The sequence below is a fragment of the Afipia sp. GW822-FHT03D08 genome (genome assembly GCF_058801645.1).
In genome coordinates, this window is the sequence record NZ_JBXANK010000001.1 from 2,304,980 (window position 1) to 2,326,003 (window position 21,024).

The window sequence follows — 21,024 nt, forward strand, 5'->3', positions numbered from 1 at the left end:
TGAGATTGTCCGCCGTCTCCACATTCGCCATCCCGATTCAGGATCGAAACTCATGCGCGCATTGATGATTGGCTGCACCCTCGCCCTGGTGGGAGCAGGACCATGGCCGGCAGCCCAGGCTCAGACCGCCAAGGACGCGAAAGCCGCGCCGGCCGCGAGCGAGGTCCGCTATTTCAATGCACTCGGTGATCTGCTTGGCGACCTGCCGGTCGATGCGTTCATCAAGGAGACGCGTCAGGGCGGCAAGCTCGTCGCATCGACACTGGACGTTTGCTACTCCGTCTCCACGGCCTCGGACCGGAAGGACCGCTTTGTCATCGACCTGAAGGTGGAAGGCGAGAAGCTCTCCGGCAGCGGACAGAGCATCGAAAGCAAAACCCCGGTCACCGTCAGCCTGACCCGCAAGGGCAGCAAATCCGTTTCGTTCGACGGCAAGATCACGGTGGGCAGCCATCTCACCTCGGTATCGTCGCCGGACAACGCCGATGTCGACGAAAAGGAATTCCAGCAGTCGCAGGTGGTCGACGACGATCTCAGCGAGACGCCGAAGGACTTCACGCAGGTCTCGCCGCAATCGGTGGCCGTCCGGGTGAAGCGTGAAAATTTCGCGCCGCTCGTCAAAAGCCTCAAGGGTCAGAACGTCCAGATCGCGCTCGACAGCATCGCCACCGACTGCAACGCGCTGCGCTCGGGCCATCAGGTGTTGCGCCTGTTTGTCGATCCCGCCCGTGCGCCGGCTCTGATCGCGAACCTGAAGGCAGCTCCCGGCGTGGTCGCTGCGGGCTGGACTTCCGGTACTTACGATATGGAGCGCGCGGTCCGTTTCCCCGCCGGCGACTGGAGCGAGGGCGGCAAACTGAACCGCGACAAATTCACGGCGGCTCTCACCGCCCTGGCCGCGAAAGTCATGTCCGCGAAACCTGCGACGTCGACATGGAACGAGGCCACCGGCGAACTCACCTTCACGCTGAAGCGTCCGAGCCAGCTCGCGCCGGCGCTGGAACTGACCGAGACGCTGGAAATCACCGCGCTGGTCAGCCCGGACAAGCCGGGCGGCTCGGATCGTCTGATCGTCTGGCTCGGCGTTCCCTCCAGCAAAACAACCGACGAGACGGCCGCGCCTCAGTTGCAGTTCTCCGAGGATTCCGGCGGCGAGGAAGAAAGCACATTCAACGACGACGATGGAATGATCAAAGCCATCGCGGCCGAACTGAAGGGCCAGCGCTGGGACACCGACAAGGCATCATGGAAATAGCCCGCAGTCCCGCCGGTCACAGGATTCGATAGCGCATGGCGCGCTACGACGCCGTCATCATTGGCGCAGGCCTCGGCGGCCTGACCACCGGCGCGATCCTTGCGCGCGCGGGCCGCAAGGTCCTCGTGATCGAGCGCAGCAATTCCGTCGGCGGCGCTGCCTCCAGCTACAAGGTCGGCGACCTGTTTGTCGAAGGCTCATTGCACGAGACCAGCGATCCGCACGATCCGCGCGACCCCAAGCACGATCCATTGACGCGCGCAGGCGTGCTCGATGCCGTGACATGGATTCCATCAGGCACGTTCTATGAGGCGCGCGGCGGACCGGTCGGTGCGCCGCTGACCCTGCCCGACAATTTCGATGCCGCCCGGCGTGCACTGGTCGAGCGGTTTCCCGAGGCCCAGGGCGGCATCGACCGCCTGCTCGGCGAAATGGAGCAGATCGCATCCGCAGCGAGCATGCTGTCGCGCGGTGCCGGCGCATTCAAATCGCCATCGCAGACATTCGGCGCATTGCGAAACCTGCTGCCCTCGATCCGGGACTGGAATCTGTCACTGTCGCAGAAACTTGACCGCGTCTTCGGAGCCAACGAAGCGATCAAGGCGGCGGTCGCCGCCAACCTGTCCTACTACCACGACGATCCGGCCACGACCTGGTGGTTGTTCTTCGCCGCCGCACAGGGCAGCTACCTGCTCAGCGGCGGGCGCTATGTGCAGGGTGGATCGCAGCGCCTCTCCAGCGCGCTGGCGCGCGCCATCAAGGCGGCGGGCAGTGATGCGATCCTGCGGCGGACCGCCAGCAGCATCGGTGTCGATGCCCATGGCCGTATCGTGAGCGTCACCCACACAGCCAGGGACGGCAGCGATCCGCAGACCGTGGAGACCACACGTGTCGTCGGCAACGCTGCGCCCGAAACGCTGGCCGGATTGCTGCCCGAAGCCAGCGGCGCGAAGCTCACCGCAGCCTATGGCGATCGCCAGCGGTCGATCTCGCTGTTCATGCTCACGCTCGGCCTGTCAAAGCCGCCGCGCGAGGTCGGTGTCAGCAGCTATTCGACCCAGTTGCTGCCCGGCTGGATGACCAGCCTGAACGATTATGCGCAGGCGACCGCGCTGATGGCGGACGAGCCTCTTGAGCGGATGCCGCCGCTCGCCATCGCCGACTACGCCGCGATCGAGTCAGGCGTGCCGGCGCCGCCCTACGTTCTGTCCATCGTCGGCCCCGACCGGCTGTCGAACTGGACCGGCGGCGATCAGGACAGCTACCGCGCCAAGCGCGCGCGCTGGCAGGATGCGATCGTGGCCTATCTCGAGGAGCATTATCCCGGACTGACGCAAGCGACCATTGCGTCGACGTTCAACACTGCACTGTCGGTGCAGCAGTATCTCGGCGCGCCGCAGGGCGCCGTCTATGGATTCGCACCGCTGACGCCGCGCTCGCTGTCCAGCGCCTTGCGGCAAACACCCGCCACGCCAGTGCCGGGACTGTATCTGGCCTCGGCCTATGCTGGATTCGGCGGCTATACCGGCGTGATCCAGTCTGCCGGCGCCTGCGCCGACATGATCCTGCGCGAGAGCTAGAGCGCGCTCAGTTCGTGCTGATACGGAATCGCAGTGTCGCGGCTCCGATGAACGAGACGAAATCGCCCTGCCGTTTCCACGTGGCGGCGGCGCCAAGCGCATTGATCAATGCATCATCAAGCTGCGCACGCTCCGGCGTGCAGCCGCGGTCTTCCATCGTCCCCGGCACGAAGATGACGGTGTCGTTCGCCACCGAGAACTGCCCCTTGCCGGATTTGCACCACAGATCGAGCTGCGCCTCGCCGTTGTCGCCGATCTCAAGCGTCGGAATTTTCTTCGATCCCGGCTGGGGACGCGCCTCGAGAGTCATTTCCGCTCCGAACGGAAACTCGCTCGCCGCATGAGCCTGACCGACAATGCCGACAACAAGAACAAGACCGGCGAGAGCGTGTCGCAGAACCGTCATGGATGACCTCACGAGTTTCAAACCGCGCGCGGTTCTAGACGTTCAGGACTGCTTTTTCCAGTGTGCGCGCTGCTCAAATTGACGCGCAGAACGCGGACGGAAAAGCCAAAGAAAATCCCCGCGGCTTGCGCCGCGGGGATGCTTTCGCGCGTTACGGCAGCGATGGTTTACTTCAATACCATCGCCGTGAACGGATAGACGTAGGCCTGCAAGGTCACAAGGACGCCAACGAGACACGCCAGCACGATCGAGTGCCAGAACACGTAACGCAGGATCGATCCTTCGTGGCCGTACCAGTTGGTCGCGGTGGAAGCCACAACGATGGACTGGGCGTCGATCATCTTGCCCATCACGCCGCCGGACGAGTTCGCCGCAGCCATCAGGATCGGCGACAGGCCGAGCTGTTCCGATGTGATCTTCTGCAGGTTGCCGAACAGCACGTTCGAGGCGGTGTCGGAACCGGTCAGTGCCACACCCAGCCAGCCCAGCAATGTACCGAAGAACGGATACAGCACGCCGGTCGCAGCGAACGCCAGACCGAGCGTCGCATCAACGCCCGACAGGCGCGTCAACGTGCCGATCGCCAGCATCGCCGAGATCGTGATCAGCGAGATCGCGCAGACCTTGATGGTACGGCCGTATTCGCCGATCAGCTTGGCAGGTGAGAAGCCCATCAGGATGCCGGAGACGATCGCCGCAATCAGCATGCCCGTTCCGGTGAACGACAGATAGGTGAACGAGAACACGGCACCTTCCGGCGTCGGCTTCGCAGCCACCGGCGGCACCTTGTTGATCATGTTGTGCAGATCGGGAACGGGATAGTTCCAGGTGAAGATCGAGTTCGCCCAGGTTTTGAACGCCCCGTTGCCCCAGATCAGCATCACGATGCAGACGATGATCCACGGCAGCATCGCACTCCAGAGCTGGGACTGCGTCAGCGGCGTGGTATCCAGCGGCTTGGTCGGCGCCATGGTCGCGGCCGAATCGTCGTTGCCGCGAAGTGCCGGCGACGTCCACAGCACTTTCGGCTGCCAGACCTTCAGGAACAGGATCAGCGCGCCCATCGAGATCAGCGACGCGCCGATATCGACGATCCATGGATTGATGTAGTTCGAGATCACGAACTGCGGAATCGCGAACGAGACCGCGGTGACCAGAATGGCCGGCCACACCTGCATCATGCCGCGCCATCCGGCGAAGGCCCAGATCACCCAGAACGGCACCAGCAGCGAGAAGAACGGCAACTGCCGTCCGACCATCGCACCAAGGACATAGGGATCGAAGCCAGTCACCGACGCGAGGCCCTGGATCGGTGTGCCGAGCGCGCCGTAAGCGACCGGCGCGGTGTTGGCGATCAGGGACAGACCCGAAGCGGCCAGCGGCGAGAAGCCGAGACCGATCAGGACCGCGCCGGTGATCGCCACCGGTGTGCCGAAGCCGGATGCGCCTTCAAAGAAGGCGCCGAACGAGAAAGCGATCAGCAGCAACTGAATGCGCCGGTCGGTGGTGACGCCGCCGATTGCCCGCTGCAACAGTTCGAAACGACCGGTCTCGACCGTGATCCGGTAGAGAAAGATGACGTTGAGTACGATCCAGCCGATCGGGAAGAATCCGACGACGACGCCGAGCAATGACGCACGGATCGACATGCCGGCCGGCATGGTGAAAATGACAATCGTGATGATGTTGGCGACGATCAGCGCGATGATCGCAGCGATATGCGCCTTGACCTTGCCGCTGGCGATCAGCACCAGAAGCGTGACAACGGGGATGGCGGCCGCGATCGTCGACAGCGCGGCATTCCCCAGCGGATTATAGATTTGATTCCACATTACAGTTTCCTCCCCCACGTTATTGTTGGCGACGCCTGACCAGAGCGTGGTTGGTCAACGCGTCTGCATGCCGGAGAGCACAACCATGTGATGAAAACCGTGAGCGCGGGCCGAGGCCCCAAAACGCTCACAATGCCAAATGAAACGGGCTCCCCAGCCCTTTCGCCGTCCGCGGCATGCTAGAGTGATTGCCGCACAATGGACAAGATGTCGCAGGAAGGGGATTTTGCGACTTTCGTCTAGTGTTTGAAAATTCCCAATACCTTTCAGGGCCTTGCCGCCCACCTCAGGAGAAAAAATCTGTGAATGGGATCGGCTCGACCCTCAAGACGGTGTGGCGGATTGCAGCACCCTACTTCCGCTCCGACGACAAATGGGCGGGCATCGCCCTGCTGACCGCGGTGATCGTGATCGAACTCGCGACCGTCGGCATCAACGTCCTGCTGAACTCGTGGAACAACCGTTTCTACAACGCGCTCCAGGAGCGCAACTGGGACAGCTTCGTCTCCGAGATCATCTACTTCACGGTGATCGTCACGATCTTCATCATCATCGCGGTGTACCAGCTCTACCTCAATCAGTGGCTGCAGATCCGCTGGCGCAAATGGATGACCGAACGCTACCTGGGCGAATGGCTCAGCGACGCCAACCATTACCGGATGCAGCTTCAGGGGGACGCCGCCGACAACCCCGACCAGCGCCTTACCGATGACGTCAAGCTGTTCGTCGACCGCACTTTGAACATCGGCATCGGGCTGTTGAACTCGGTGGTCACGCTGGCGTCGTTCGTGGTCATCCTATGGACCTTGTCGAGCGCAGCGCCGCTGCACCTGTTCGGCAGGGACATCGACATTCCGGGCTACATGGTCTGGGGCGCACTGATCTACGCTGCCCTCGGCACGTGGCTGACCCACCTGATCGGCTGGCCGCTGGTCGGACTGGATTTCAGGCAGCAGAAATACGAGGCGGATTTCCGTTTCAATCTCGTGCGCGTCCGCGAGAATTCCGAACAGATCGCCCTGCTCGATGGCGATGCCGCCGAGCGCCAGCGCCTGCTGACGCGGTTCGGCGCGGTGGTCGAGAACTGGCTCGGGATCATGAGCCGCACCAAGAAGGTGACGGCATTCACCGCGAGCTATTCTCAGGCCTCGGTGATCTTTCCTTACATCCTGGTCGCGCCGGCATACTTCGCGGGCAAGATGCAGCTCGGCGGCATGATGCAGACCGCATCCGCCTTCGGCAGTGTGCAGGGCGCGTTGTCGTTCTTCATTTCGACCTATCGTTCGCTGGCTGAGTGGCAGGCCGTGGTCGCCCGCCTCAATGGCTTCGAGGCCGGGATCGACGCAGCGAAGGCGCTCGCGGTGAACCCCAACTCGATTCAGCCTGTCGCCGCACAGGGCGCAGACGTCATTGCCCTCGACCACCTGCTGCTCACTTTGCCGAACGGCAAGCCGCTGGTGCAGGCCTCCGGCTTCAGGCTGAAAAGCGGTGAGCGCACGCTGGTCACCGGCCCCTCCGGCTCCGGAAAATCGACGCTGTTCCGCGCCATCGCGGGGATCTGGCCGTTCGGCAAGGGCGCGATCTCGATCCCGAAGGGCGCGTCACTGATGATGCTGCCGCAGCGGCCTTATTTCCCGGTCGGCTCGCTGGCGTCGGCGATCACCTATCCCTCCCCGGACAATACCTACAGCACGGCACAACTGGCCGATGTTCTGAAACTCGTCGGGCTTCCTGATCTCGCCACGTGGCTTGACGAGGAAGGACACTGGAACAGGACGCTGTCGCTCGGCGAACAGCAGCGGCTCGGCATCGCACGCGCGCTTCTGCACATGCCGCAATATCTGTTCCTCGATGAAGCCACGGCATCGCTGGATGAGCCGTCCGAAGAGCAGCTTTATCGGCTGATCGTGGAAAAGCTGCCGCAAACCACGATCATATCGATCGGACATCGCAAGACGCTGGAGGCTTTCCACCAGCGCGAGGTGTCACTGGTCCGTTCCGGGCAGCAGTTCACGCTCGGTGAAGGCGAGCGGGTCGCGACCGTTTAGAACCAACGCTCCGGCCACTGCTGGCGCCGGACCCAGCGATGCCAGACGCATGCGAACGCCGCGAGCAGCAATGCTCCGGCGAGAACCGGGGCAACGATGAATGTCCACGGCAAATTGAGCGACACCACAAGCAGCGGATTGATCCCGGCCGGCGGATGAAACGTGCCGGTGAGGAACATCGCCAGGACAGCGAGACCGACCGCAAGGGCTGCCGCCCATGGCTGGGGACCCATCGCATGCACCACCATCAGCCCGACCAGGGTCGCCACCAGATGACCTCCGATCAATGCGCGGGGCTGCGCCGGCACAGCATCCGGTGAACCGATCACAAGCGCGATCGATGTCGCGAACGGAATGACGGCCAGCGGATAACTCAGCCTCGCCGACAGGAATTCCATGACGCCGATCGCCAGCGCGGAGCCGAGGCCCGCGATAACTCCAGCTCTCAGTCTGCGCTGTCCCGCTTCATCGAGAAATCCGCACGATCTGTCTCGCCAACTCCTGCTCACGACCCACCTGCTCATCACCGAACAAAAAGAAAAGGGCGGCAGATTTCTCTGCCGCCCTTAGGTCCTTCAGATGAAGGAGATTACTTCAGAGCGCCAATTACTTCAGGGCGCCAAGGGTCACGTCAGCCGAGAGCTTGGCGATGAACTGGTCGCCGCACCACTTGGAGCCGAAACCACCCGGGTTGATCGCGCTGAACGAACCGGTCTGCTGGGCGGTGTAGTCGCTGGTGAAAGCGTTACAGCCAGCCTTCGACAGGTCGGTGCCCGAGTAGCGGAGGTCGAGGGTGAACACCTTGTAGGTGAAGCCGATGCCGACGTTCCAGGTGTTGTAGTCATCGTACTTGATGCCGTTCGGGAACGGACCGGCGAAGCCGGGGGCAACCACGTTGGTGCCGTAGAACGCGTCAGAAGTACCGAGCCACTGGCGGCCGAATTCACCCGACACATAGGCGCCGATGCCCGTGGTGCCGAACAGGGTGCTCGGCGCGGTGAGCTTGGCGGTGATCGAGGCGTAGGTGCCGTCTGCACCCGAATTCAGGAAGCTCGGCGTGTAGTAGACGTTGCCGCCCATCGCGAAGTAGTCGTTAAAGGTGTAGTTCACCTTGCCGTAGACTTCGTAGAAGCTGACGTCCTTCTTCATACCGTTGAAGCTTGGCGTAACGACGTTTGAGCCGGGAGGGCAAACAGCCGCACCGCCTGGACCACCGAAGCTCTCCGTGCACTGTCCGCCTGGATACAGGTAGCCCCAGACACCGAAGTCGAAGGCAAACGCGCCGAACGTCGGGCGGATACCGCCGTACACGTCGATTTCAGCGGCAGCGCGGTTGGTGAAGGAAATGCTCTCACCGGCGACACCGGCGTAAAGCTGCAGGTTCGGGTTGATGTTGTAGCGCGGCTCGAAGTAGGCGGCGACCGAAGCGTTCTTGTTCGACTGGGTGATACCGCGGAACACGTAGTTGCTCATGACCGCTGCGCCGAAGGCGACGTCCCAGGGTGACACGACCTCAACCGGCGGCGCCTTCTTGTAGACCTTGCCCAGATCGGCAGCCGACGCCGAACCCAGACCCATCGCAGCGACCGTAACTGCTGCGATCGACAAACTTACTTTCTTCATGACGATCCCCATCATCGTTTACAATTCAGTCCGATTGCCGAAGGTCCGAGAGACAAGCGTTAATCGACTGCGCGAATTCGTTTCGTGGCATCAATGTGATGGGCAATGCCATTTGCGTGAAGCAAAAAACCCAAGCAACTGCCGCCTTTTTAGGCGTTTCAGGGCTTCAGGATGATGTTCTGCCGCAGTGTTGCATTCCGACAACAAATTTCAGCCCGAATTCGCCCATCCAGCCGAGAGTTCCCGGCATTTCCGCCCGGTTCTCCCTCGATATCCCCACAGGGCCCTTCTGGACCCGGCTCCGATTCGCGCCCCTGAGCGCACGAAAAAAGCCGCAGCGAAACCGCTGCGGCTTTTCCGAAAGGCACCAGCAAACCCGCCGAAGCGTGCCCTGATCTCAGTTGTTGCTGTCGTCGCTGCCGGAGCCGAAGCCCGATGACCAGCTGGGGGTCGAAGCCGGAGCCGGGCTGGACCAGCTCGATTCGGACGCCGGAGCCGGCTCGGCGGCCGGAGCAGCAGCGGGCTTCGGAGCGCGCTTCTTCGCAGCCTTCTTAGGAGCGGCCTTCTTCGGCGCAGCGGCCTTTTTGGCGGAGGATTTTTTCGCCGACTTCTTGGCGGATTTCTTTGCGGATTTTTTGGCCGCCTTCTTGGCGGACTTCTTCACAGCTTTCTTCGCCGACTTCCTGGCGGATTTCTTCGCGGCCTTCTTTGCCGATTTCTTTGCAGCCTTCTTGGCGGTCTTCTTGGCCGCCATCAGCTTTTTAGCTTTCTTACCCTTGGATTTCTTCTTCTTACCTTTAGCCATTGTGGTCCTCCTGTTTCCGCCGGCCGCATCTCAGCCGGCGTTCAGGCACTCCCAACGCGGGGGCCCTTCATTGATCTCGTCAATAAATCCGGTCGAGGACCGCCTGTCGCCCAGTCGAGCAGCTCAATCGTATGCACCACAGGGACTGACGTTCCATCGGTACTTTCCACAGAGCCGATCTGCACCATGCAGCCGATGTTGCCGGCAGAGACAACGTCCGGCTTCGTCGATGCGATGTTGGCGATCTTTCGTTCGCGCAGTCGCTTCGCAATGTCGGGCTGGAGGATGTTGTACGTTCCCGCCGAACCGCAACACAGATGACTCTCCGGCACATCTTTCACCACGAATCCGCTCTTGGAAAGCAATTCTTTCGGAAGCTGCGTGATTTTCTGTCCGTGCTGCAACGAACATGCGGAGTGATACGCGACGACGAGATCGTTTTTGCCTTGCGGCCACGCGATGTCGAGACCTGCAAGGTACTCGGTGATGTCCTTCGCAAGGGCTGAAATACGTGCGGCTTTTGCTGCAAACACGCGGTCTTCTCGCAGCATGTAGCCATAGTCCTTGATGGTCGTGCCGCATCCCGACGTGGTCACGAGGATGGCGTCGAGACCGTTCCTGTCGATCTCATTTGTCCACACCTCGATGTTCGCGCGTGCGCGTTTCAGCGTATCGCCATCGTGGCCCATGTGATGAGTGAGAGAGCCGCAGCACTGCTCATCGGCCACCAGCACCACCTCGATGCCCTGGCGGGTCAGCATCCGGATCGCCGCCTGGTTGATGCCGGGAGACAGAACCTGCTGGGCACAGCCCTGCAGCAGCGCAACGCGGCCGCGCCTTTGACCCTCGGCGGGGAAGACCGTGCCACCGGATGGCCCGGCCGCAGGCAGGCGTGCCGGTGCAAGCGCGAGCATGGCGCGAAGACGGCCGAAGAACGTCGGCGTCGTCCGGCCCGCAGGCGAGGCCGGCAGCAAGGCTGCAAACGGTCGGGCGAGCTGCGCCGCCATCATGCTCACCCGGAACAGGCCGGGGCGAGGAAGAACATAAGCGAGGACGCCGCGCAGAAACCGCTCCGGCAGCGGCCGCGCATACTCTTCCTCGACCTTGACCCGCGCCTGATCGACGAGGTGCATATAGTTCACCCCCGACGGGCAGGTGGTCATGCAGGCGAGGCACGACAGGCAGCGATCGATGTGCTTGACCACCTCCTGCGTCGGCTTGCGGTCGTTCTCCAGCATGTCCTTGATCAGATAGATCCGGCCGCGCGGGCTATCGAGTTCGTCGCCCAGCAGGACGTAGGTCGGACAGGTCGCGGTGCAGAATCCGCAATGGACACAGGCACGCAGGATCTTGTCTGCTTCCCGGATGTCGGGATCGGCGAGTTGGGCGAGGGAAAATTCGGTCTTCATGGGTTGCCGTTCCGGATCATGTGCGCACCATCCGGCCACGATTGAGAATGTTTTTCGGATCGAAGCTCGTCTTGACGCGACGGCCGAGCGCAGCGACGCCGGCGTCCTGCGGATGAAAGACATCGACCGTATTGCGGACCTCGTCGGTGGCGCGAATGAGCGTGGCGTGGCCGCCGACCGGCTTCAGCCGCTGCCGAAGCAGCGCCGCATGGGCATCGGCCACAGGCGGCAGCGCCGCCCAGATCAGCCCTCCGCCCCAGTCGTAGATCACGTCGCCGCCGGTCTCGCGCGCCAGCGCCTGACCGAATGCGCCGCCGGAAGCCGGCGGACAGACGATGCGCCAGACCGGCCACGCGCCCAGCGATCCCGATGCCGCGAAAGGCGCGACGTCGCGGAGCGATGCCCAGACCGCCGCGGAAGCGTCGTCCTCGATCATCTCGGCGGTCCCGAACGACGCGAGCGCCTTGCTCACCGAGCCCGCGCGATGAGGCACCGAGGCCCCGATGCCTTCGAGACGGATCAGCGTCACCGCCTGCTGCGATGATCCAAGACCGGCGAGCCCGCCCCCCGTATCCCGGAAGACCGACAACGGAAGGTGCGCCACACCGGACACGTCATAGGGCGATCCGAGCGCTGCGGTCATGGCCCGGTTCGCTACGGCGTCGTCGAGGCCGCGCAGCACCAGAGTCCGCTCGGCTTCTGCTTTCGGCATCACCTTGAGCGTCACCTCGGTCATCACCGAGAGGGTGCCCCACGATCCCGCGAGCAGCTTGCAGAGATCGTAGCCGGTGACGTTCTTCACCACCTTGCCGCCGGTCTTGAACGAATCCCCGAAGCCGGAGACCGCGTTTGCGCCCAGCAGATGGTCGCGCACGCCGCCGGCCTTGATGCGGCGGGGGCCCGCAAGTCCGGCCGCGATCATGCCGCCGACCGTCCCTGCCCCGCGCGGCGTACCCAGCAGCACCGAGGTATCCATCGGGTCGAATGCGAATTGCTGGTTCTTGGAATCGATCAGCGACAGCAGATCGGCCATCGGTGCCCCGGCCTGCACGGTGACGATCAGCTCATTCGGCTCGTAGGACGTCACCGCGTTCAGTGCGGACAGATCGAGCACCGCATTGGTGGCCATCGGCAGTCCAATGGCACGCTTGCTGCCGTGCCCGACGATCTCAAGCGGCTGTTCGGCGGCGAGCGCATCGCGCACCGCCTGCTCCACATCACCGGCATCGCGTACCTTCAACGTATCCACGCCCTGTCCTGTCTCGTTTGCATGCGAAGCTGACCCGGCGAGCGGTTCTCTCGATCCTGGGTCATGGGTTTAAAATCGCGGAATATCAGGGAAGGCGAGCTTGCCGCCATGGACGTGAACACGCCCGAGTTCGGCGCAGCGATGCAGGGTCGGAAACACCTTGCCGGGGTTGAGCAGCCCCTGGGTATCGAACGCACATTTGAGCCGCTGCTGCTGCGCCAGATCGATATCGCTGAACATCTCGGGCATCAGGTCGCGCTTCTCGACACCGACACCGTGTTCGCCGGTCAGCACGCCGCCGAGCTTGACGCAAAGCCGCAGGATGTCGGCGCCGAAGGCTTCTGCCTTGTCCATCTCCTCGGCGATATTGGCATCGTAGAGAATGAGCGGATGCAGGTTGCCGTCGCCGGCGTGGAACACGTTGGCGACGCGCAGTCCGTACTTTTCGGACAGGTCGCGAATCCCGGCCAGTGCTTCCGGCAGCTTGCCGCGCGGGATTGTGCCGTCCATGCACAGATAATCCGGCGACAACCGCCCGACCGCCGGAAACGCCGCCTTGCGCCCGGACCAGAACAGCAGCCGTTCCTGCTCGGAATTCGATATCTGCAAGGTGGTCGACCCGCATCCGCGCGCGATCTTTTCCACACGCTCGATCAGTTCATCCACCTCAGCTTTCGGCCCGTCGAGTTCGATGATCAGGAGCGCCTCGACATCGAGGGGATAGCCCGCGTGCACGAAGGCTTCCGCGGCGACGATGGCGTTCTTGTCCATCATTTCCATGCCGCCCGGTATGATTCCCGCGCCGATGATGTTGGCGACACATTGCCCGGCGGCCTCGATCTCCGCGAAGCCGACCATCAGCGCCCGCGCGGTCTCTGGCTTTTGCAGGATGCGCACCGTGACTTCGGTGACGACGCCGAGCAGCCCTTCAGAGCCCGTGATAACTCCCATCACGTCGTAGCCGTCGGTCTCCGGCGCCTTGCCGCCGATCCGCAGGATTTCGCCGGTGATCAGGACGAATTCGCAGCCCAGCACGTTGTTGGTGGTCATGCCGTATTTCAGGCTGTGAACGCCGCCGGAGTTTTCCGCGATGTTGCCGCCGATCGAGCAGGCGATCTGCGACGACGGGTCGGGCGCATAGTAAAATCCCTCGTGCGCGACAGCCTGGCTGATGGCGAGATTGGTCACGCCCGGCTCGACCACCGCCACGCGGTTCTCGAAATCGATCTCGCGCACCCGCTTGAACTTGCCGAGCCCGAGCAGCACGCCGTCCGCCAGCGGCAGCGAGCCGCCGGACAGCGACGTCCCCGAGCCGCGCGGCACGACCTTGATGCCGTTGTCATGGCAGTATTTCAGGACCTGCGAGACCTGCTCGGTGGTATCGGGCAGCACCACGACCATCGGCGGCTGGCGATAGGCCGTCAGCGCATCGGACTCATAAGGCTGCATTTCCCGTGCGCTCGAAATCACGCCTTCACCCGGCACGATCTTTTGCAGGGCTGCGACGATCTCGTCACGGCGGGCGAGCACTGCCTGATCGGCGTCAGGCATCATGATGGACATACGCGCACTCCAAAAAACGGCGCGTCGTATCACGCCTTGCTGTTCTGATATATCAGCATGTCTTGCACTATTTGAACAGTTCCAAACCGGAATAGCGAATCTGAGTTCGCCGCATTTCACATGCCTGGAGACATTCGGGTTCGAGAAAACGTGAGGATGGACCGGGCGGCGTCTATCCGACCAGAGCACCCAGCTCCCGCCGCACAGGCATTACCGGCATCACCGCCTGCACCACGAGGCCGCGGGCGCGGGCATCGAGCACACCGACAGCCCGCAGCGCGAACAGCGTGATCGCCTGCACCGAGTCGCGCAGCTTCACCGGATCGTCGATATCGTCAGGCGCCAGCGGGCCCACCAGCGATTCGTGGAGCGCCCCGATCAGGGCCGTCGCGGCCAGCGAAATGTCCTGCGCCGGAAGGTGCCCTGCCCGGACCGCAGCCTCGATGCGCGTTTCCAATTCGGCGGCAATCTCGCGGCGGCTGGCGATGCGGGATTCGGTGACATCGACATCGACCGGCTCGGCGAGAATGCCCCAGGCGAGCTTGCGATTCGACACGACATGCACGGCGATGGTGGTGACAGCCGCGGCAAGCGCCGACGACGGCCCGGGTGCGGCATCGGCGGCGCGCCGAATCGCGGTGAGCTCCGCCCGCGAAACATCCGCGATCAGTTCGGAGATCAGGTCGGCTTTCGAGGGAAAGTAGCGATAGACCGTGCCCGCGGCGACATTGGCCCGGGTAGCGACCGGCGCGATCTGAACCGCAGCCATTCCGCCTTCAGCAGCCGCATCGCGGGCTGCCGCAAGGATGGCGTTGCGGCGTGCCGCAAGGCGTTTAACGACCTGATGAGTTCGCCTGTAAACCATTGATGGCGTTCGTCTCCCAAAAAGAAGTGAACACCAGTTCAAAAGCGGAGACAAGCATTTCGATGAGTCGCGATTCAAATTCGCAGTGCAGCAAAAAGATACTTCGGTTTCGGTGCGATTGCCTGCGAAATCCGGCCCGGCTTTTTCCCAAATCAGCCGCTGAATCCGAGCGCGCGCGCCAGTGCCGCCACGGCCATGCCGGTGATGACGGCGACGAACTCATTGCGCCGGATAATGGTGATCGCGATCGCCGCACCGATGGCGAACAGCACGACGGCGCCGCCATTGACGGCAACCGGAAGGGACGCGGCAACGATGATCGAACCCGGCAGCGCATCCAGCATCCGCCGCACGCGCGGGGTGATGGTGACGTAGCCCATCAGCCAGTAGCCACCGAGACGCGAAGCGACCGTCACCGCCGTCATCACCGCGAAGGCGATCATCACATCGGAGCGCATGAACTCGCTCATGCCGCACCTGTGGGCCCTGCGGCCTCAACTGGCGGATCCTCCATCAACCCGGCGCTGATCGCACCGGACAGCGCGCCGGCAATGATGAACCACCAGCCCGGCACCAGCCAGTGAACGCTGAGCGCCACAGCACCCGCCACGGCCCACGGGATCGCCCGGCGCGGGCCTTTCCAGGCCGGCACCAGCATCGCCGCATAGAACGCCGGCACCACCAGATCGACGCCGTACTTCTTCGGATCGCTCAATTGCCCGGCGAGCAGATATCCCGGCAACGATGAGACGAACCAGAGGACGTAAAGCACGATGCCCCCGCCGACGAAGAACGATGCATCGGCGCCGCCATGATTGCGGTAGCGCGTGGCGGCGAGCCAGCCGCCGTCGGTCACCAGCAGCATCGACGGATACGACTGCCACCACGGCAGCGTGCCGAACCATGGGCGCAGGCTGGCGCTCATCAGCGAGAAACGGATGTTCACGGTCGCCGTCAGCAGCGCCAGCGTCGCGATCGAAGACACCGTCAGCGTATCGGGCCAGGATGAGACCGCGACGAACTGCGACAGCCCGCCGTAAACGAAAGCCATCATCACCTGCACTTCGGTGAGGGTGAAATTCTTCTGCGCGCAGAGCGCGCCGAACGCCATGCCGAAGGCCAGCGTGCCGGGCAGCATCGGCGAAATGGCATAGATTCCCGGCGCGATGCCTTTGCGCGACCAGTAGGCCGGCGCGTGGAAATGATCCGGGTGGGATGTAGCAGGCGTAGTCATCTTTGCATCTGCGTGAACGCGCTCTTGCGTGCGGCGGATGTGAATACGCGTCAAGCCATGCGCGTGCGGGCCTGCCCCTCGTTTCCAACAGATCATCTGCGTGCAAACAAAAAGGCCGGTCCAAAGACCGGCCTTTTCAATTCGATATGGCGGGCGCTTACGCCTGCGGCTGCGGCTCGAGACCGGCGTCCGGACGCGGACGCGGCTTGCCGGCGGGCGGCACCGCCGAGGTGCGCGGGCCGGTCGGCTCCAGCACCGATTCGCGGTTCGGCTTCTTGCCGGCCAACAGATCGGTGATTTCGTCGCCCGACAGAGTCTCGAACTCGAGCAGGCCCTTCGCCAGGGTTTCGAGGTCGGCGCGCTTCTCGGTGAGAATGCGCGTCGCTTCCTTGTAGCCCTCTTCGACGAAGCGGCGGATTTCCTTGTCGATCTTCTGCACGGTTGCCTCGGAGGCGTTCTGCGTGCGTGACACCGACATGCCGAGGAATACCTCGTCCTGGTTCTCGCCGTAGGACACCGTGCCGAGTTCTTCCGACAGACCCCAGCGCGTGACCATCATGCGGGCAAGCCGCGTGGCCTGCTCGATGTCGGACGATGCACCGGAGGTGACCTTCTCCTTGCCGAAGATCAGTTCTTCCGCCACGCGTCCACCCATCATGATGGCAAGACGCGAGGTCATCTGCTCGAGCGACATCGACAGCTTGTCGCGCTCAGGCAGTTGCATGACCATGCCCAGCGCACGGCCGCGCGGAATGATGGTCGCCTTGTGGATCGGATCGGTCGCGACGACGTTGAGGCCGACGATGGCGTGACCGCCCTCGTGATAGGCCGTCAGCAGCTTCTCTTCCTCGGTCATGACCAGCGACTTGCGCTCCGCGCCCATCATCACCTTGTCCTTGGCCTCTTCGAACTCGGCCTGGGTCACCATGCGCTTGTTACGGCGTGCGGCGGTCAGTGCGGCCTCGTTGACGAGGTTCATCAGGTCGGCGCCGGAGAAACCCGGTGTGCCGCGTGCGATGGTCTTGAGGTTGATGTCCGGCGCCAGCGGCACCTTGCGGACATGGACCTTGAGGATCTGCTCGCGGCCGACAACGTCCGGATTCGGCACCACGACCTGACGGTCGAAACGGCCGGGACGCAGCAGCGCGGGATCGAGCACGTCCGGACGGTTGGTCGCAGCAATGAGGATCACGCCCTCATTCGCCTCGAAGCCGTCCATCTCGACCAGCAACTGGTTGAGGGTCTGCTCGCGTTCGTCATTGCCGCCGCCAAGGCCGGCGCCGCGATGACGGCCGACCGCGTCGATTTCGTCGATGAAGATGATGCACGGCGCGTTCTTCTTGGCCTGCTCGAACATGTCGCGCACGCGGCTTGCGCCGACGCCGACGAACATTTCGACGAAGTCAGAACCCGAGATCGTGAAGAACGGCACATTGGCTTCGCCGGCGACCGCACGCGCGATCAGCGTCTTGCCGGTACCCGGAGGACCGACCAGCAGCACGCCGCGTGGAATACGTCCGCCGAGGCGCTGGAACTTGCCCGGGTCGCGCAGAAACTCGACGATCTCCTGCAGATCCTGCTTGGCTTCATCGACGCCCGCGACGTCCTCAAACGTCACGCGGCCATGGGCCTCGGTCAGCATCTTCGCGCGCGACTTGCCAAAGCCCATCGCCTTGCCGGCGCCGCCCTGCATCTGACGCGACAGGAAGATCCACACGCCGATCAGCGCGATGAACGGCAGCCATGACACCAGCAGCGACACGAACCACGGCACGTTGTCGCCCGGCGGCTTGGCGGTGATCGACACCTTGCCGTCGTAGAGGCGCTTGATCAGCGTCGGGTCGTTCGGCGCGTAGGTATGGAAGGTCGAACCGTTGGTGAAGGTGCCGTTGATGTCCGGCCCCTGGATGACCACGTCGCGGACGCGGCTCTGGTCAACCTCGGTCAGAAGCTGGGAGAACGAAATGTCCTGCGAGGCGGCCCGCTGCCCCGGATTCTGGAACAACGTGAATAATGCCAACAGCAGCAAGACGATAATGACCCAGAGGGCGAAATTGCGCAGATTGGCGTTCATTGGGCTTCCTTCGTGACCGCATGGATCGCGGCCTGATGTCCTTGGGTCTTCAACACGTTTTCGGTGCGGATTGCATTACAATCTAGGTGTGGTGCCCCCGGATGCCAAGGGAACCTCTCGGGACTATTTAACGCATCTTAACGCCATTCCGGGTGAAATAAGGGCGGTTTGGCGGGGCTGTTTCAACAGTGGTTAAGGCAAACCAGCCATCCGCCGGCCGCGCCGCGGCGCCGGGCCGATGTGGATACGCTGGTTCTGGATGCTGATGAGGGCTCCGGCCAGCGTCTGCTTCAGTTGAACGCCCCGACCCGGCTTCTTCCCGGCCGTGGCCCTGTCCATCGCCTGTAACAACGCCTCGACCTTGCCGAGTTCCGCCGGCCCCTCATGACCGGCGCGGTCAATCGCGCGGATCAGCAGCCTCACCCGGATTTCATCGGACAGGGCCGCGAAGGCCGCGAGGTCGAAACTGCCGGAGGCCGCGCCGTTGATGCTGGCCAGATAGCGCTCGGCGCCATCGGTCATGACTTCGAGCGCGGTGTTGGCGCGGGCGAGACGTGACGCAAGCCGCGCCAGCCCCCGCGCATCGGCACCTTCCGCCGCCAGCACCGGCATCAGCGCGCGCAGCCGCGGGCGGGTAAAGCGCGGATCGTGATTGGTCGGGTCGTCGGCGAAGGCGATTCCGGCTTTCGCAAGCGTCGCGATCAGCCGGGATTTCGGCACATCCAGAAACGGCCGCGCCAGAACCACGCCGCCGCGGTCCGACTGCCGCGCCATCGCCGCCAGCCCCGCGATACCGCTGCCCCGCGACAGCCGCATGATCACGGTCTCGGCCTGATCGTCCCGGGTGTGCGCGGTGAAAACGTGGGATGCGCCATGACTCGACGCAGCGCGCAGCAGCAATCGATAACGAGCATCGCGCGCGGCCGAGGGTAATCCGGTTTTGGGCTTCTCGCCGCGCCAACGAAGGGTGCGATGTTCAATGCCGAGCGCCGTCGCAAGTTGTTTGACATCGCGCGCCTCGCGCGCGGCCTCCTTGCGCAGGCCGTGATCGACGGTGATCGCGAGAAGACGCGGGCCCTTTTTCAGCGCGCGCCGCCAGCGCGCGGCCAGCCACATCAGGGCCATGGAGTCCGGGCCGCCGGAGACGGCAAGCACCACCGCCGGCGCGGCCTTCCAGTCGGCGAACAGGCGTTTCGCGTCCAGAACTGAAACAGGCGACGTTTCGGCGGAGGGCATAGTGTGTAGAAGCCCGGTTTTATCCCGACGGGGAAGAACTGCAGGCATCAGATTAGACGTTCCACCCCGTCATTGCGAGCGAAGCGAAGCAATCCACCTTTAAGGAGAATGGATTGTTGCGAGCGCTCCTCGCAATGACGGATTGATACTAGCAGCCGACCCGCTTCTGCTCGCGGGCCACACCCTGCTTCACTCCGTTCGAGGCACGGGGATACTTGCGGGTGACTTCGCCGAACGCGGCGCAGGCGGCTTCCTTTTCCTTCAGCGCCGCGAGCGACTGACCGAGACGCAGCAGCGAGTCCGGCGCTTTCGCCGAGGTGTCGAACTTCGTCGTCACACCAAGAAACGCTTCGGCAGCGTCGCGGTACTTTTGCCGCTGGTACAGGCTCTCGCCGAGCCAATACTGCGAATCCGGCAGCAGCGCGTCTGTCGGATATTTCTGGGCGAAGTTGCGCATCGTCTCTTCCGCAAGCGCGTAGTCCTTGCGCTGGATGTAGCCGATGCCGAGATCGAACTCGTCACGCGGTGTCGCCGACGGCGGCAAGGTGGTCAGCGACGCGGTGGTGTTCGGAGCCTGCTGCGGCACGGGACGCTGCGCCGGCGCGCCATAAGGATCGCGCGGACCGCCGACATTCGACAGATCAAGCGGCTCGCCTGCATCTCGTCCGCCCGGCGCACCGACCTGACCGCCGGAGAGAGGCGCCTGCCCGCCGCCCAGCGCGCGGGGCACACCCGGCGCATTCGGATTCTGGCTTGGATCGAAGGCATCGCCGCGGCGGCCGCTGCTGGCGACAGGTGCTGCGATCACCGCCGGGCCCGGACCGGCGGGCGGCTGCTGGTAACCAGGATTGGGCTGGTAGCCAGGATTAGGCTGAGGCTGAGGCTGCGGCGCGGCAACGACGTTCGGTGCGACGGGGCGAGGCGCTGCGGCCTGACCGGGCTGCGCCGGCTGGGCGCCCTGCAACGCCCGCAACTGCTCTTCGAGCTGGCGGTTGCGATACTGCAATTCCTCATTCTGGCCGGTCAGCGTGCGAAGCTGATTTTCCAGCCGCTCGATGCGCATTTCGGGATCGAGATCCTGCTGCGCAACCGCGCCGACAGGCAGCCACGCGGGCGCGAATGCGAGCACCGCACAGACGAAGATTTGAAATCTGGATGACATTTTGACCCGAAAAACAGTAAGGGCATCGCTTTTCAAAGCGACCAAGATTGAACGGTTCAGTACGCCAAAAATATGGCTTCCGACAGCGGCGCGTTGCTTCAGCACGATCGCTTTCGAGGTCATACCTGCACCCGCTCCAAAACAAAACGGCGCCCGCAGGCGCCGCTTTTAGAAGCTATCGACCAACGCTCTTACGAGCTGGCGTTGAGCACGGTCACAGCGCGGCGGTTCTGCGACCAGCACGAGATGTCGTTACAGACCGCGACCGGGCGCTCCTTGCCGTAGGAGATCGTCCGCATGCGGCCCGGATCGATGCCGCGCGAGGCGAGGAAGCTGCGAACCGACTGTGCACGCTTCGCGCCGAGCGCGATGTTGTACTCGCGGGTGCCGCGCTCGTCCGCATGACCTTCGATCGTGAAGGAATAGCGGTTGTACTGCTGCAGCCACTGCGCCTGCTTGTCCAGGGTCGCGATCGCCTGCGGCGACAATTCGGTCTGGTCGCTTTCGAAGAACACGCGGTCGCCGACATTGACCACGAAATCCTGCTGGCTGCCCGGCACTGCCGCGCTGGCCATGGCATCGCCGCCGACTCCGGTCTTGTTGGCGCAGGCGCCCATCGACAGCGCCACGGCCAAAACGGCGGCAAGCTTCAATCCCTGGAGGATACGCATCTGATGTTTCAT

General features: G+C 63.4%; 18 protein-coding genes. 3 read left to right on the plus strand and 15 right to left on the minus strand.

The annotated features are described in order from the left end of the window. Window positions 1-52 precede the first annotated feature (52 nt). Together AC1RM7_RS11415 and AC1RM7_RS11420 are read left to right on the plus strand one after the other, a co-directional pair. On the plus strand, window positions 53-1,255 hold the full coding sequence (locus AC1RM7_RS11415; protein WP_024919852.1) for a hypothetical protein: 1,203 nt from the start codon (window positions 53-55) through the stop codon (window positions 1,253-1,255). Between the two features lie 35 nt (window positions 1,256-1,290). Beyond that, window positions 1,291-2,835, plus strand: coding sequence for a phytoene desaturase family protein (locus AC1RM7_RS11420; RefSeq protein ID WP_024919851.1), 1,545 nt, complete (start codon window positions 1,291-1,293; stop codon window positions 2,833-2,835). Window positions 2,836-2,842: 7 nt separating this feature from the next. Here the strand turns inward: AC1RM7_RS11420 and AC1RM7_RS11425 are convergent, their stop codons facing one another. Together AC1RM7_RS11425 and AC1RM7_RS11430 are read right to left on the minus strand one after the other, a co-directional pair. Further along, complete coding sequence (locus AC1RM7_RS11425) at window positions 2,843-3,241, minus strand: META domain-containing protein (protein ID WP_024919850.1); 399 nt, start codon at window positions 3,239-3,241, stop codon at window positions 2,843-2,845. A 167-nt stretch (window positions 3,242-3,408) separates the two neighbouring features. Continuing rightward, window positions 3,409-5,073, minus strand: coding sequence for an L-lactate permease (locus tag AC1RM7_RS11430; protein ID WP_024919849.1), 1,665 nt, complete (start codon window positions 5,071-5,073; stop codon window positions 3,409-3,411). 302 nt (window positions 5,074-5,375) lie between these two features. Between AC1RM7_RS11430 and AC1RM7_RS11435 the strand changes: the two genes are divergently transcribed. Then, entirely contained in the window at window positions 5,376-7,121 is a 1,746-nt protein-coding gene (locus AC1RM7_RS11435; RefSeq protein WP_492837776.1) for an ABC transporter ATP-binding protein/permease, read from the plus strand. Here AC1RM7_RS11435 and AC1RM7_RS11440 read toward each other — a convergent pair. From AC1RM7_RS11440 to pal, 13 genes are all read right to left on the minus strand, one after another. Then, a complete protein-coding gene (locus tag AC1RM7_RS11440) occupies window positions 7,118-7,630 on the minus strand; it encodes an HPP family protein (protein WP_492837774.1) in 513 nt (170 codons plus the stop codon). The genes AC1RM7_RS11435 and AC1RM7_RS11440 overlap by 4 nt on opposite strands. A gap of 97 nt (window positions 7,631-7,727) precedes the next feature. Continuing rightward, window positions 7,728-8,744, minus strand: coding sequence for a TorF family putative porin (locus AC1RM7_RS11445; protein WP_024919846.1), 1,017 nt, complete (start codon window positions 8,742-8,744; stop codon window positions 7,728-7,730). A 397-nt stretch (window positions 8,745-9,141) separates the two neighbouring features. Further along, window positions 9,142-9,549, minus strand: a complete 408-nt coding sequence (locus AC1RM7_RS11450) for a hypothetical protein (RefSeq protein ID WP_024574210.1) — start codon at window positions 9,547-9,549, stop codon at window positions 9,142-9,144. Between the two features lie 41 nt (window positions 9,550-9,590). Then, window positions 9,591-10,958 carry a glycolate oxidase subunit GlcF gene (gene glcF / locus AC1RM7_RS11455; RefSeq protein WP_492837771.1) on the minus strand — a complete coding sequence of 456 codons (1,368 nt, stop codon included), beginning with the start codon at window positions 10,956-10,958 and terminating at the stop codon, window positions 9,591-9,593. A 16-nt stretch (window positions 10,959-10,974) separates the two neighbouring features. Then, window positions 10,975-12,207: an FAD-binding protein gene (locus AC1RM7_RS11460; protein WP_024919845.1), complete on the minus strand. Its 1,233-nt coding sequence runs from the start codon at window positions 12,205-12,207 to the stop codon at window positions 10,975-10,977. Between the two features lie 69 nt (window positions 12,208-12,276). Beyond that, window positions 12,277-13,770: an FAD-linked oxidase C-terminal domain-containing protein gene (locus tag AC1RM7_RS11465; RefSeq protein ID WP_024919844.1), complete on the minus strand. Its 1,494-nt coding sequence runs from the start codon at window positions 13,768-13,770 to the stop codon at window positions 12,277-12,279. A gap of 172 nt (window positions 13,771-13,942) precedes the next feature. After that, window positions 13,943-14,635, minus strand: coding sequence for a TetR/AcrR family transcriptional regulator (locus AC1RM7_RS11470; RefSeq protein WP_006022252.1), 693 nt, complete (start codon window positions 14,633-14,635; stop codon window positions 13,943-13,945). 152 nt (window positions 14,636-14,787) lie between these two features. Further along, on the minus strand, window positions 14,788-15,105 hold the full coding sequence (locus AC1RM7_RS11475; protein ID WP_006022253.1) for an AzlD family protein: 318 nt from the start codon (window positions 15,103-15,105) through the stop codon (window positions 14,788-14,790). Then, complete coding sequence (locus tag AC1RM7_RS11480) at window positions 15,102-15,869, minus strand: AzlC family ABC transporter permease (RefSeq protein ID WP_024919843.1); 768 nt, start codon at window positions 15,867-15,869, stop codon at window positions 15,102-15,104. Before AC1RM7_RS11480 ends, AC1RM7_RS11475 begins: the two co-directional genes overlap by 4 nt. 157 nt (window positions 15,870-16,026) lie before the next feature. After that, window positions 16,027-17,943 (minus strand): ATP-dependent zinc metalloprotease FtsH, encoded by a 1,917-nt coding sequence (ftsH, locus tag AC1RM7_RS11485; protein ID WP_006022255.1) that lies wholly within the window; start codon window positions 17,941-17,943, stop codon window positions 16,027-16,029. 192 nt (window positions 17,944-18,135) lie between these two features. Beyond that, window positions 18,136-19,179: a tRNA lysidine(34) synthetase TilS gene (gene tilS / locus AC1RM7_RS11490; protein ID WP_024919842.1), complete on the minus strand. Its 1,044-nt coding sequence runs from the start codon at window positions 19,177-19,179 to the stop codon at window positions 18,136-18,138. Window positions 19,180-19,327: 148 nt separating this feature from the next. Beyond that, window positions 19,328-20,341: a tol-pal system protein YbgF gene (gene ybgF / locus AC1RM7_RS11495; RefSeq protein ID WP_024919841.1), complete on the minus strand. Its 1,014-nt coding sequence runs from the start codon at window positions 20,339-20,341 to the stop codon at window positions 19,328-19,330. Between the two features lie 191 nt (window positions 20,342-20,532). Then, on the minus strand, window positions 20,533-21,024 hold the full coding sequence (pal, locus tag AC1RM7_RS11500; RefSeq protein ID WP_006022258.1) for a peptidoglycan-associated lipoprotein Pal: 492 nt from the start codon (window positions 21,022-21,024) through the stop codon (window positions 20,533-20,535).